This is a genomic window from Arthrobacter sp. Y3221087, assembly GCF_059089905.1.
The window spans coordinates 177,382-190,646 of sequence record NZ_JBNHFE010000002.1; the positions used below are offsets into that span (position 1 = coordinate 177,382).

Consider the following 13,265-nt stretch of genomic DNA (forward strand, 5'->3'; position numbering starts at 1 on the left):
ACAGTGGTACCGGGCATTTTATTGCGCAATCCCCGTGCCCGGAAGAACCTAAAGTTACGGGCAAACGTGGTCAAGTTCTTCACAACGGACGGCAAGATCAGCTTTTTCAAGGTTGGGGCCCAGATGCTGGTGCTCTGCGCGCTGGTGGTGGGGCTCGTAGCCTTCGTCGGCAATAACAAAACCGTCACGGTGAACGTGGACGGCAAAGTCACGTCCGTGCAGACCTTCGGCGGAACGGTCGGCCAGGTGGTCAAGAGCGCCAACCTTGAGCTCAAGCCGACGGACCGCGTTTCCCCCGCGATTGACGCCTCCGTGAAGAACGGCACCGTCATCAACGTGAACCAGGCCAAGGAAGTCACCGTGAGCCTGGACGGGGCGGAGAAGACTGTCAACACCACCGCCCAGGATGTGGAAGACCTGGTGACGGAACTCGGAGTTGCCAGTGCCTCGTCGGTATCCGCTCCCAAGGACGCGCAACTCGCCGTTGAAGGTTCCTTCGTGTCCATTTCCACGCCCAAGACCGTCAGCATCGTCGCCGACGGCAAGGTGGACACCACCACCACCACGGCTGCCACTGTGGGCAACGTCCTGGAAGATGCCGGCCTGGCCCTTGGCGCCAATGACCGCACCTCCCAGCCCGCCAACGCGCACGTGGTGAACAACATGGTGATCAAGGTTTCCCGCGTCGATAACGGCCAGACCGCGGTGGCCACCGAGGACATCGACTTTGACACGGTGACCACCGAAAGCGCCGAACTGCTGAAGGGTGAAAAGGAAGTCACCCAGGCAGGTTCCGCCGGCAAGTTGGAGAAGACCTACAAACTGGTCCTGGTGGATGGCCGCGAAGCCTCCCGCAGCCTGGTGTCCGAGACGGTCACGGTGCAGCCGGTGGCGGAAAAGATCACTGTGGGCACCAAGCCCAAGCCCGTCGCCCAGGCGGCCCCGGCACCTTCGACGGGCAGCAACACCGGTGCTTCCGCACCGGCCATGATGAACGAGGCCATGTGGGACAAGATTGCCCAGTGCGAGTCCGGTGGAAACTGGAGCATCAACTCGGGCAACGGCTATTACGGCGGCCTGCAGTTCGATATCCAGACCTGGATTGGAGCCGGCGGCGGTGCCTATGCCCCCAACGCCAGCCTCGCCACCAAAGCCCAGCAGATCGACATTGCCAACCGCGTCTACGCACAGCGTGGCCTGCAGCCCTGGGGCTGCGGCTGGGCAGCCAGCAGCTGACCTCCACCTGAGCCACCCCTTGGCGCCCGCGGCCGGGTCCGGACTTTCCGGGCCCGGCCGCAGCCGTTAACCGGCCGGCGCGGTTCTTTCAGGGCAGGTTGGCGTGCAGAGCTGTCCCGGACGGATTCCCCGCGCGGGATAGGATACCTAGGTGACTGAACCCATCCCCGCCGCGCCCGCACCGCTGTTTGGTGCCTCCGATATACGCCGGCTGGCGGAGGAAATAGGGGTCCGGCCCACCAAGACCCTGGGCCAGAACTTCGTCATCGACGGCAACACCATTCGCCGGATCGTGGCCGCCGCGGACGTGCAACCGGACGAGACCGTACTGGAGGTGGGCCCCGGCCTCGGGTCCCTGACGCTTGGGCTGCTGGACGCCGCTGCCGCCGTGGTCGCCGTCGAAATTGATCCCGTTCTCGCGGCGAAGCTGCCCGAAACCGTGAAGGAATGGCGTCCCTCCGCCGCAGCTGCCTTCCACCTGGTGCACGCGGACGCCATGAAGGTCACCGGGCTTCCGGTCCAGCCCACGGCACTCGTGGCCAACCTGCCCTACAACGTGGCGGTGCCCGTGGTTCTCCACCTGCTGGAGCAATTTCCCAGCCTGCGGCACGGGCTGGTCATGGTGCAGGACGAAGTGGCGGACCGCCTCGCGGCCGGCCCCGGCTCTAAGACCTACGGTGTTCCATCGGTGAAGGCCGCCTGGTACAGCCATATGCGCAAGGCCGGCGTCATCGGCATGAACGTCTTCTGGCCCGCGCCAAAGATCCACTCCGGCCTGGTCGCCTTCACCCGCCGCGAGCCGCCGGCCACCACGGCAACCCGGGAACAGGTGTTCGCCGTCGTGGACGCCGCCTTTGCGCAGCGCCGCAAAACTCTGCGTGCCGCGCTTGCCGGTTGGGCCGGGGGAGCGCCGGAAGCTGAACGTTGCCTGGTGGCAGCCGGAGTGGACCCCACTGCCCGCGGTGAAGTCATTGACATCGCCGCGTTCGCCCGGATCGCCGAGGCCAAGGACACCGGGGCGTGACCGCCGCGCGCCCTGGCCGGTTCACCGCCAGGACCGTCAGGGTTAAGGCACCCGGCAAAGTCAACGTGTCCCTCGACGTCGGGCCCCTCCGCCCCGACGGATACCACTCCGTAGCCAGCGTTTACCTCGCGGTCTCCCTGTATGAGGAAGTGGCCGCCACCAGCAAGGAGACGCCCGGCATCACGGTCAGCATCAGCCCGGACAGCACCCTGGACCTGGACGCCGTTGACATTCCCCTGGACGGCAACAACCTGGCGTACAAAGCCGCCGCGATCATGGCGGACGTTTCCGAACATGCCACCGGCGTGCACTTGGAGATCACCAAGCGGGTTCCGGTGGCCGGCGGCATGGGCGGCGGGTCCGCCGACGCGGCGGCTACGCTCCTTGCCTGCGACGCACTCTGGAACAGTGGCCTCTCCCGGGAAGAACTGGCCCACTTGGCCGCCGAGCTCGGCGCCGATGTCCCGTTCTCCCTCCTGGGCGGCACCGCCGTCGGCCTGGGCCTGGGCGACAAACTGTCCCCGGCCCTGGCGAAGGCACAAACCCACTGGGTCCTGGTGACAGCCGACTACGGCCTGTCCACCCCGGAGGTGTACCGGACCCTGGACCGGCTGCGTGAAGCTGAAGGGGTGCAAGCGGCCGAACCCACCGGCGTCGACCCGCAGATCCTCACGGCCTTGCGCGGTGGCGACGCTGAAGCGCTGAGCCGGGTCCTGGTCAACGACCTCCAGCGGGCGTCCATTGAACTTGCCCCGTCGCTGCGCGATACGCTGGGCATCGGCGAATCCCACGGCGCCATTGCCGGCATCGTGTCCGGCTCCGGTCCCACGGTGGCCCTGCTCGCGGACGATTCCGTGGCCGCGGAGGCCCTGGCAGAGGCCCTGCAGCGCTACGGCTTGTCCGCCCTGGCCGTGCACGGTCCGGTTCCGGGGGCGCGCATCGTCTCCGACACCCTGATCTGACCCCCTTTTTCAATCCCACCCGAGCAGCAGAAAGCAGTTCCCTTTGGCACACCTTCTTGGCGGCGAAAACCTGACGGTTTCCTACGCAACCCGCACCGTCCTTGACGGCGTCACCCTGGGACTTGAGGAGGGCGACAGGATCGGCATGGTGGGCCGCAATGGCGATGGCAAGTCCACCCTGATGAGGCTGCTCGCCCTGCGTTCCACGCCGGATTCCGGCCGGGTCACCAAGCGCGGCGACGTCAACATCGGCTACCTGGACCAAAGCGACGTGCTCGACGGCGACCTGACAGTGGGCGCGGCAATCGTGGGGGACCAGGCCGACTACGAGTGGGCACGCAACCCTCGGATCCGCGAGATCATGGGCGGTCTTGTGTCCGACGTCGACTGGCACGCCAACGTCCATGCCCTTTCCGGCGGCCAGAAACGGCGGGTGGCCCTCGCCAAGCTGCTCATCGAGGACCACGACGTCATCATGCTGGACGAGCCCACCAACCACCTCGACGTCGAGGGCGTGGCCTGGCTTGCCCGGCACCTGAAGAGCCGCTGGCGGGCTAACCAGGGCGCCTTCCTGGTGGTGACCCACGACCGCTGGTTCCTCGATGAAGTGTGCACCAAGACGTGGGAAGTGCATGACGGAATCGTGGACCCCTTTGAAGGAGGCTACGCGGCCTACGTCCTTGCCCGCGCGGAGCGGGACCGGATGGCCGCCGTCGTGGAGAGCAAGCGCCAGCAGCTGGTCAAGAAGGAGCTGGCCTGGCTCCGGCGCGGCGCGCCGGCCCGGACGTCCAAGCCGAAATTCCGGATCGAAGCGGCAAACGCCCTGATCGAGGACGTCCCGGAGCCGCGGGACTCCACGGCACTGAACAAGATGGCCACGGCGCGGCTGGGCAAGGATGTGCTGGACCTTGAGCACGTCTCCCTCAACTTCCGCGGCGGCGACGACGGCCGGAAGCTTTTCGACAACATCACCCTGCGTCTGGCACCGGGTGAGCGCCTGGGACTGGTGGGTGTCAACGGCGCCGGCAAGACCACCCTCCTCAAGCTGCTCAACGGCGAGATCACTCCCGACGCCGGCAAGCTGAAGCGGGGCAAAACCGTGGTCACGGCCGTGCTCACGCAGGAAGTCAAGGAACTCGACGACGTCTCCGATCTCCGCGTCATTGAGGTCATCGAGCGGGAAAAGCGGTCCTTCAACGTGGGCGGCCGGGAATTCACGGCCGGCCAGCTCGTGGAGCAGCTGGGCTTCACCAACCAGAAGCAGTGGACCCCAGTGAAGGACCTGTCCGGTGGCGAACGCCGGCGCCTGCAGCTCCTGCGGCTCCTGGTGGGGGAGCCCAACGTCCTGATGCTCGACGAGCCCACCAACGACCTGGACACTGACACCCTTGCCGCCGTTGAGGACGTGCTGGACGGCTGGCCCGGCACCCTGGTGGTGGTCAGCCACGACCGCTACCTCCTGGAACGCGTCACCGACCACCAGATGGCCCTGCTCGGCGACGGCAAGCTCCGCGGCCTGCCGGGCGGCGTGGACCAGTACCTCGAGCTCCGTGAGGCCGCCCTGGCCGGTTCCACAGTGACCGGCGGCGGCAACCCGGTCACGAGCGCAGGCGGTGGCGCCCCGGCCGCCGCCCAGTCCGGCCCCTCCGAGGCCGAAAAGCGCGAGGCCCGCAAAGCCCTCAACCGGATCGAACGGCAGCTCAAGAAGCTGGACCAGCAGGAGAAGAAGCTCCACGACGACATGGTCAAGAGCACGGAGAAGTCCGACTTCGACGCCCTCGCCGAACTGAACAAACAGCTCAAGGAACTCACGGACGAAAAGGACGCCCTCGAACTAGAGTGGCTGGAGTCCTCCGAACTCCTCGGCGACTAGGTCACTTTGGTGCCGGAGGCGGCCCTTCGCCGTCGCTTAGACACGACGCATAGGGGCACCTGCGGTCGCTGAGCGACCTCCGGCACCCGATGCGCCGCGATGCGCTCCTTTCCGAAGGACCGCCTCCGGCGTTGGCGACGCGGGCACACGGGAGCGGGGCGGCTGTCCGGCAGCGTGCGTCAAAGCGACGAAGGAGCAGCACGCAGAGGACAGGTGCCCCGCTCACGAAGGTGACAACTCACACCTCAGACTGCAGCTCCGGATCCTTCTTGAGTCCGGTGAGCCCGTTCCAGGCCAGGTTGACCAGGTGTGCCGCGACGGTGTGCTTGTCGGGCTGGCGGCTGTCCTGCCACCACTGGCCGGTCATCGCCACCATGCCCACGAGCATCTGGGCGTACATGGCGCCGTCCTCGCCGCTGAAGCCGCGGCGGGAAAATTCGTCGGAGAGGATGTGCTCAACCCGGGCGGTAACGTGCGAGAGTAGGGTGGAGAAGGCGCCTTCCGGCTGGGAGGGCGGGGCGTCGCGCATCAGGATCCGGAAGCCCTCCGTGCGGTCTTCGATATAGGTCAGCAGCGCCAGCGCGGCGCGTTCCACGAGGACCCGCGGCTTTGCCTCCTCGGCCAGGGCGGCGCTGATGGCATCCAGGAGGATGTGGAACTCGCAGTCCACCACTTCGGTGTAGAGCCCCTCTTTCGAACCGAAGTGTTCGTAGATGACCGGCTTGGACACGCCTGCGCAGGCAGCGATCTCCTCGATGGTGGTCCCGTCCAGGCCGCGGGCGGCAAAGAGGCCGCGTCCGACGCCGATCAGCTGGCTCCGGCGCTGGAGTGCGGTCATTCGCGTCCGCGGGGGGTTGTTGCTCACATTTCCATCATGCCCTACGGCCCTGGCCCGGCTTTCCGGGGCTCCGGGGCGGGCACGGCGGACCCGTGTCGCGCGGCGCCCCGAACCCGTGGCAAAATAGGGACTTGTGCCCGGGCGTTGCGCCTGGGGCATGGTCCGCTCTGGTGTAACGGCAGCACCCCGGCCTTTGGAGCCGTGGAGTATAGGTTCGAATCCTATGGGCGGAACTGCTGTGCGAGGAGTTCAGTAGCATGACACCCGGTTCCGTGCCAACAGGCCGCCCGGACACCGCAAACGCCAGCGTAACCCAGGCAAGGAGAGCCCCTACGTGATCCCCGAGAAAACCGGCCCGGCCGCCGTCATCGTTCTGGCAGCAGGCGCCGGTACGCGGATGAAGTCACGTACCCCCAAGATCCTCCACGAAATCGGTGGCCGGTCCATGGTGGGGCATGCGCTGCTGGCGGCCCGCAGCATCAACCCGCAGCAGCTCGCCATTGTGGTCCGCCACGAACGCGACCTGGTGGCGGAGCACGTCGCCCAGCTGGATCCTTCGGCCCTGATCGTTGACCAGGACGACATCCCCGGCACCGGCCGCGCCGTCGAAGTGGCACTCCAGGCCCTTGACGCGGAACAGCAGCTCACCGGCACCGTGGTGGTGACCTACGGCGACGTCCCGCTGCTGTCCGGCGCGCTCCTGGCCGAACTCGTTGCCACCCATGAGAGTGAAGCCAACGCCGTGACCGTCCTGACCGCGGTGTTGGACGACGCCACCGGCTACGGGCGGATCCTGCGCGGTGAGGACGGCACGGTCACCGGGATCAGGGAGCACAAGGACTCCAGCGAGGCTGAGCAGCTCATCCGCGAGGTCAACTCGGGCATCTACGCCTTTGACGCCGCGGTGCTGCGGAAAGCCCTGGGCAAGGTCACCACCGAGAACGCGCAGGGGGAGAAGTACCTCACCGACGTCCTCGCACTGGCGCGGGAGGCAGGGGGCCGCGTGGCCGCCGTCGTCACCGCGGACCGCTGGCAGGTGGAAGGCGCCAACGACCGCGTCCAGCTCGCGGCGCTCGGTGCGGAACTGAACCGGCGCACCGTTGAAGCCTGGATGCGTGCCGGCGTCACCGTCGTTGACCCCTCCACCACCTGGATCGACGCATCCGTCACGCTCGACGAGGACGTCCGGCTCCTGCCGAACATCCAGCTGCATGGAGCCACCACCGTGGCCCGGGACGCCGTCGTCGGCCCGGACACCACGCTGACGGACGTTACCGTCGGTGAAGGCGCCAAGGTGGTCCGCACCCATGGTTCCGGCGCCGTGATCGGTGCGGGCGCCGCCGTCGGGCCCTTCACGTACCTGCGCCCGGGCACGGTCCTGGGCGAAAGCGGCAAGATCGGCGCGTTCTACGAAACCAAGAACGTAACCATCGGCCGCGGCTCCAAGCTGTCCCACCTCGGCTACGCCGGCGACGCCGAAATCGGCGAGGACACCAACATCGGCTGCGGGAACATCACCGCCAATTACGACGGCGAAAAGAAGCACCGGACGGTCATCGGCTCCGGTGTGCGGACAGGTTCCAATACGGTCTTTGTTGCCCCGGTCACCGTGGGGGACGGTGCCTACAGCGGCGCCGGTGCGGTGATCCGCAAAGACGTACCCGCCGGTGCCCTTGCCTTGAGCATCGCTGCCCAGCGCAACACCGAAGGCTGGGTTCCGGCACACAGGCCCGGAACCCGTTCGGCCGAACTGGCCCAGGCGGCCACCAAAGACTCCTCAAGTACCCCGGCATCTACAGAAGAGGGCAAGTAACAATGAGCGAAATTACGGCGCACGGCGAGAAGAAGCTGGTGCTCGCCACCGGGCGGGCACACCCGGAGCTTGCCCGGGAAATCGCCAAGGAGCTTGGAACCGACCTCCTCCCGGTGGACGCCTACGATTTCGCCAACGGTGAGATCTACGTCCGCGCGGGTGAAAGCGTCCGCGGCACGGACGCCTTCGTCATCCAGGCGCACCCGGCCCCGCTGAACAACCACCTGATGGAACAGCTGATCATGATCGATTCGCTGAAGCGTGCCTCAGCCAAGCGGATCACGGTGGTGTCGCCCTTCTATCCGTACTCCCGGCAGGACAAGAAGGGCCGCGGCCGCGAGCCCATCTCCGCCCGCCTGGTGGCCGATATGTACAAGACCGCCGGCGCCGACCGCATCATGAGCGTTGACCTGCACACCGCCCAGATCCAAGGCTTCTTCGACGGCCCGGTGGACCACCTGATGGCCATCCCGCTGCTGGCCGACTACATCCGCACCCGGGTCGACGCCGACAACATCACGGTTGTTTCGCCGGACACCGGACGCGTCCGGGTGGCGGAGCAGTGGGCCGAGCGCCTGGGCGGCGCGCCCCTCGCGTTCGTGCACAAGAGCCGCGACCTGACCGTTCCCAACCAGGCCGTGTCCAAGACCGTTGTGGGCCAGATCGAGGGACGCACCTGCGTCCTGATCGACGACATGATCGACACCGGCGGAACCATCTCCGGCGCCGTCCAGGTGCTGAAGAACGCCGGCGCCAAGGACGTCATCATCGCCGCCACGCACGCTGTCTTCTCCGAGCCGGCCGCCCAGCGGCTTTCCGATTCCGGCGCCCGCGAAGTGGTGGTCACCAATACGCTTCCGCTCTCGGCGTCCCAGCGGTTCCCGCAGTTGACCGTGCTGTCCATCGCACCGCTGATTGCGCGCGCAGTCCGCGAAGTGTTCGACGACGGTTCCGTCACCAGCCTGTTCGACGGCAACGCCTAAAGCCTTTTGCCGCGGCGGTCCCGGTTTAAGGAAACCGGCCCGCCGCTGGTAGGCTTGTCCCCGATACCTTGGCGAGGGAGAGCAGCCGGTTGGGTGTATGCCTGACAACGGCCTGCAGTCTCCGTTATCGACTGGGTCTGATCTGCCCTTCCAATGAAGGGCGCCTTCTTGAAGGGCCGGCTTCCGGCCGCCCGGCGTTGAAGGTCGCACCAGACCTCCGCCCTTGCTGAACACCGTTTAGTCTTCAAGGAGATATCCATGTCTGAGCAGAAGCTCGCAGCAGAACTGCGCACCGAATTCGGCAAGGGCTACGCCCGCCGCGCCCGGATGGCCAACCTGATCCCCGCCGTCATCTACGGCCACGGCGCAGAGCCCGTCCACATCACCCTGCCCGCCAAGGCCACCACCCTGGCCGTCCGCACCCCGAACGCCCTGCTGTCCCTGGACATCAACGGCGAAGGCCACCTGGCCCTGGTCAAGGACATCCAGCGCGACCCGATCAAGCAGATCATCGAGCACATCGACCTCCTGACCGTCCGCCAGGGCGAGAAGGTCACCGTGGACGTTCCGGTACACGTCACCGGCGAAACCGCCCCGGGCACGGTCCACAACCTCGAACTGACTGTGGTGTCCCTCGAGGCCGAGGCGACCCACCTGCCCGACGCCGTCGAGGTCTCCATCGAAGGCCGCGGCGCCGGCGAGCACATCCACGCTTCCGACCTGGTCCTGCCCAAGGGTTCCGCCCTGCTGACCGACGCCGAGGCGCTCGTCGTGAACATCTCTGAGGCCGTGGCAACCGAGGAAGAGACCGCCACCGAAGGCGGCGAGGCTGTTTCCGGCGAAGCTTCCGAAGCCGCCGAAGCAGCAGCCGAGTAATCACCCGGCATGCCCTTGCCAGTGGCCGGATCCCCGTGGGGTCCGGCCACTGCCATGTCCACCGCCGCTGGCCTGCGGCTTGTCCCAATTAGCCCACCCTAGGATTGACCCATGACTGACACCTGGCTGATCGTCGGCCTCGGAAACCCCGGAGTCCAGTACCAAGGCAACAGGCACAACGTCGGCCAGATGGTGCTCGATGAACTGGCAGGCCGGATCGGTGCCGGGTTCAAGACGCACAAGGCGCGAGCCCAGGTGCTGGAGGGGCGGCTGGGGATTGGCGGACCCCGGGTTGTCCTGGCAAAACCGCTGACCTACATGAATGTTTCCGGCGGCCCGGTGTCGGCGCTGGCCAATTTCTACGGCGTCACGCCTGACCACGTGGTGGCCGTCCACGACGAAATCGACATCCCTTTTAATACGGTAAAGCTCAAGATCGGCGGCGGCGAAGGCGGCCACAACGGGCTGCGCGACATCTCGAAAGCGCTGGCCACGAAGGATTACCTGAGGGTCCGCGTGGGAGTGGGGCGGCCTCCCGGCAGGATGGACACCGCCGACTACGTGTTGCGGGACTTCGGCTCCGCCGAACTCAAGGAACTGCCGTTCCTGCTCGATGAAGCGGCGGATGCCGTGGAGGCGTTGCTGCGCGAGGGGCTTACGGCAGCGCAGCGGAAGTTCCATCCCGCGAAGACCGGGCAGTAGCAACTTAGAAACTTAAACCCGTTTCAACCTGTTTCCCTGTGGGTGCCACAGGGTACTCTTCTTGCTATGCGGGGGAGCAATGGGGCTACAACCCGCTATCGGGGATGTAGGGGATAAGTTCATGTCAATCGAGCCACTCAGCTGGGGACGTGGGTCAACACCTCACGACGTAGTGCACACCCATGCCCCAGTAACGCCGGAACAGCAATGGTCCGCGCCTGCGCGAAGCGCCAATCTCGAAACCATCCACACGGCCCTGACCAGCGAAAACTCCCTGGGAGCTGTCATCACCGGCAGCCGGGGTGTGGGTAAGTCCTCCCTCGCCCGCGCGGCAGTGGCCGACCTTGGCCCGGACGTCTGGTCATTGCAGCTCCGCAACGGCCCCGCCGGATCCACCACCCCCTACGGGTGCCTGTCCTTCCTGCTGGCGCGGCTACCGCAGGCCTACATGGGGTCGCCCACAGCCATCCTCCGCGGCATCACGTCGCTGATCCGCAGCGACGCCGCAGGCAGGCCCTGCATCATCACGCTCGACACCGCCGGCAGCATCGACGACATGAGCGCCGGAGTGCTGTTGAACGTGCTCCTGACCGGTACCGCCAAAATCATCGCTGTGGCACCCGGCATCAGCGACCTTCCGGCCGACTTCCACTGGCTGCTCACGGACCACCGGCTGACGGAGGTGCGGCTCAGCAACCTCAACGAGCTGCAAACCCGCCAGGTCCTGCTGTCCCTGCTGGGCCACCGGGTGTCTGCCTCTCTGGTCAACACCTACCACCGCATGGTGGGCGGCAACCCGCTCCTGCTCAAGGCCCTGGTCACGGAGCAGCAGCTGTCCGGAAACCTGGTCCTGTCCGATTCCGTCTGGACCCTGCGCGACAAGGTGGTGCTCGACGGTGCCGCCAGCCTCGATGACATCGTAAGGTCCCGCTGGTCACGGGAAACCCCGGAAACCCGGGAAGTCATGGAGATGCTCTCCTGCGCACGGCGGGTGGAACTGTCCCGCCTGACCTCCATCTACAGTGCCGACGTGGTGGCCGACATGGAAGACGGCGGCCTCCTCGAGATTGACGACTCTGACCACCGCTGGGTGTCGCTGCGCGAAAAGTACATTGGCGACGTCGTGCGGACCTGGCTGAGCATCGCCCGGCGCCGGGAACTGCGCAGCGTCCTGATTGGCGGCGAGGAACCCGATCCCGCAGGCATGACGGTCGATGAGCTGATGGCCTTCGCGGCCTGGACGCACGAGTGCGAGGCTGAGCTGAGTCCAGCCTTCGCCCTCTCGGCCGCGGAAGCAGCGGTCCAGCTGTTCGATCCCAAGTTTGCCCTCACGTACGCTGACATGCTGAAGAGGACGGACCCCCAGTGGGTACCGGCCCAGCGGCAGAAAGCTGCCGCATACCTCCAGCTGGATATGCCGGTACAGGCCTTGTCAGCGCTGGATGAGATCACCCGGCCGGAAATCGATGCACTGGACGACGTCGAGGAATACGCCCATCTGGTGGCGTCCAAGGCCCAGGTGATGATGCGGCTTCCGGACCAGGCAGGAAAGGTGCCCACCCTCCTCGCGGAGGCACGGGAACGGCTGGCGCCTGCAGGAAACGGTGCGTTCTGGCCTGAACCGGGCGCGGCGGCGCTAAACCGCGTTGCCCTGACGGAGTTCGAATACCGGGCGTTCGTGGGCGACTACGCGGCGTTGATTCCCGAACTTGAGTCCGCCGGGGACCAGGCAACGAATCCCGACGCCGAATACCGCATGAATGCCGCCATCATCCTGATGACGGCCCTGGCATTGACGGGGCGGGAGATGGATGCCCTGAGCCTGATGCGGCAGCTAGGCGGGCAGATCAGCGATGCCTCCCATGTTGTGGGCCTGCGCGAGCGGTATAACCGGGAGGCCTACCTGGTGCTGCTGATGGCAGGCCAGTGGCGGCGGTGCATCGATCTTCTGGGCACGCAAAACGCCGAGGAACCATCCCGGCTGCCGTACGGCAGCGCCGCAGCCGAACTGGCCGCCGGAATCGCCTACGTCTATTCGGGCCGTGGCGCGGCCGCCCTCGATCCCCTGATGTCCGCGGCCGCGCAGCTGGAACTGCAGCCCGTGCAGACTGCGCTCCGGTTCGCATACTCGGCCACAGCCCTGGCCCATGCGCAAATCGGCAACGTCGTCCAGGCCAGGAAGTACCTCGCCAAGCTGCAACGGGTCTCCGGCGTATCCGGTTTCGCCACCGACAGCCTTATCGATTTCTGTGCCCTGGTGACGGGGCGCTGGCTGAACGACCCCGATGCCGTCAGCAAGCTCAAGCAATCGGCCCGCCGGAACATGGATGCAGGGCGGTACACGGTTGCAGGGGTGGAGCTCCTTGCGGCTACCGTTAACGGGAGCGACGCGGACTTCCGGCTTCTGGAGGAGATCGCAGACCACCGGCAGGGACCACTGGCAGAGGTGTCGCGGCTGATAGCGCTGGGGAGCCGCACCAAGGACGCCAAGGTACTCCTCGCCGGCGGAGAGCTCGCCGCCACCTTGGAACTGGACGCCGTCGAGGCCCGGTGCATGGCCCTCGCCGTGGACTTCGCACGGCAGGACGGCGACTCGATGTCCGCCCGGACCGCCCAGGCCCGCCTGGACATCCTGGCCGCCACAGTGACCAACCTGCCGATCGTGCCCAGCAGCGGCAGCCCGCTGCTCACCAGCAGGGAGCGCCAGATCGCGCGACTGGCCGGCCGGGGTGCGTCGAACCGCGACATCGCCCTGGAGATGGGCGTGTCAGTCCGGACTGTTGAGGGGCACCTCTACCAGGTGTTTACGAAGCTCGGCGTAACCTCCAGGGGTGATCTGACTGGACTCGTCTAACGGACATAAGACCGGCGCGGCGCAGCGGGCACTTACCGGCCGCCGCGAGCCGCTGGACAGGATCTGCAACATTGTCCGGAACCGCACCAGCCAGGCCGTCTTCG

At 66.6% G+C, this 13,265-nt stretch carries 10 protein-coding genes and 1 tRNA gene; 10 read left to right on the forward strand and 1 reads right to left on the reverse strand.

Going from position 1 to position 13,265, the window contains the following annotated elements; translation table 11 throughout:
* The first annotated feature begins 66 nt into the window (after window positions 1-66).
* The 4 genes from AC5RUO_RS10550 to AC5RUO_RS10565 all read left to right on the forward strand — a co-directional run bounded on the left by AC5RUO_RS10550 (window position 67) and on the right by AC5RUO_RS10565 (window position 5,095).
* The gene (locus tag AC5RUO_RS10550; RefSeq protein WP_494010593.1) at window positions 67-1,236 is read left to right on the forward strand and encodes a resuscitation-promoting factor; all 1,170 of its coding nucleotides are present in this window, start codon (window positions 67-69) and stop codon (window positions 1,234-1,236) included.
* 151 nt (window positions 1,237-1,387) lie between these two features.
* The gene (gene rsmA, locus AC5RUO_RS10555) at window positions 1,388-2,260 is read left to right on the forward strand and encodes a 16S rRNA (adenine(1518)-N(6)/adenine(1519)-N(6))-dimethyltransferase RsmA (RefSeq protein WP_494010592.1); all 873 of its coding nucleotides are present in this window, start codon (window positions 1,388-1,390) and stop codon (window positions 2,258-2,260) included.
* Window positions 2,257-3,222 carry a 4-(cytidine 5'-diphospho)-2-C-methyl-D-erythritol kinase gene (locus AC5RUO_RS10560; RefSeq protein WP_494010591.1) on the forward strand — a complete coding sequence of 322 codons (966 nt, stop codon included), beginning with the start codon at window positions 2,257-2,259 and terminating at the stop codon, window positions 3,220-3,222. The genes rsmA and AC5RUO_RS10560 overlap by 4 nt, the downstream gene beginning before the upstream one ends.
* Window positions 3,223-3,265: 43 nt before the next feature.
* On the forward strand, window positions 3,266-5,095 hold the full coding sequence (locus AC5RUO_RS10565) for an ABC-F family ATP-binding cassette domain-containing protein (protein WP_494010590.1): 1,830 nt from the start codon (window positions 3,266-3,268) through the stop codon (window positions 5,093-5,095).
* A 238-nt stretch (window positions 5,096-5,333) separates the two neighbouring features.
* Here the strand turns inward: AC5RUO_RS10565 and AC5RUO_RS10570 are convergent, their stop codons facing one another.
* Window positions 5,334-5,960: a TetR/AcrR family transcriptional regulator gene (locus AC5RUO_RS10570; RefSeq protein WP_494010589.1), complete on the reverse strand. Its 627-nt coding sequence runs from the start codon at window positions 5,958-5,960 to the stop codon at window positions 5,334-5,336.
* Between the two features lie 134 nt (window positions 5,961-6,094).
* Between AC5RUO_RS10570 and AC5RUO_RS10575 the strand changes: the two genes are divergently transcribed.
* From AC5RUO_RS10575 to AC5RUO_RS10600, 6 genes are all read left to right on the forward strand, one after another.
* Window positions 6,095-6,166: transfer RNA gene (locus AC5RUO_RS10575), tRNA-Gln, on the forward strand.
* A 101-nt stretch (window positions 6,167-6,267) separates the two neighbouring features.
* A complete protein-coding gene (gene glmU, locus AC5RUO_RS10580; RefSeq protein WP_494103475.1) occupies window positions 6,268-7,746 on the forward strand; it encodes a bifunctional UDP-N-acetylglucosamine diphosphorylase/glucosamine-1-phosphate N-acetyltransferase GlmU in 1,479 nt (492 codons plus the stop codon).
* Window positions 7,747-7,748: 2 nt separating this feature from the next.
* On the forward strand, window positions 7,749-8,729 hold the full coding sequence (locus AC5RUO_RS10585) for a ribose-phosphate diphosphokinase (protein ID WP_009356261.1): 981 nt from the start codon (window positions 7,749-7,751) through the stop codon (window positions 8,727-8,729).
* A 258-nt stretch (window positions 8,730-8,987) separates the two neighbouring features.
* Entirely contained in the window at window positions 8,988-9,605 is a 618-nt protein-coding gene (locus tag AC5RUO_RS10590) for a 50S ribosomal protein L25/general stress protein Ctc (protein WP_494010587.1), read from the forward strand.
* Between the two features lie 111 nt (window positions 9,606-9,716).
* Complete coding sequence (pth, locus tag AC5RUO_RS10595) at window positions 9,717-10,307, forward strand: aminoacyl-tRNA hydrolase (protein WP_494103476.1); 591 nt, start codon at window positions 9,717-9,719, stop codon at window positions 10,305-10,307.
* A 121-nt stretch (window positions 10,308-10,428) separates the two neighbouring features.
* On the forward strand, window positions 10,429-13,161 hold the full coding sequence (locus AC5RUO_RS10600) for a LuxR C-terminal-related transcriptional regulator (RefSeq protein ID WP_494103477.1): 2,733 nt from the start codon (window positions 10,429-10,431) through the stop codon (window positions 13,159-13,161).
* Window positions 13,162-13,265: the final 104 nt, after the last annotated feature.

Coding starts and splice junctions, on each gene's coding strand:
- AC5RUO_RS10585 (WP_009356261.1), top strand. CDS start 7,749: ATGAGCGAAATTACGGCGCACGGCGAGAAGAAGCTGGTGCTCGCCACC.
- AC5RUO_RS10590 (WP_494010587.1), top strand. CDS start 8,988: ATGTCTGAGCAGAAGCTCGCAGCAGAACTGCGCACCGAATTCGGCAAG.
- pth (WP_494103476.1), top strand. CDS start 9,717: ATGACTGACACCTGGCTGATCGTCGGCCTCGGAAACCCCGGAGTCCAG.
- AC5RUO_RS10600 (WP_494103477.1), top strand. CDS start 10,429: ATGTCAATCGAGCCACTCAGCTGGGGACGTGGGTCAACACCTCACGAC.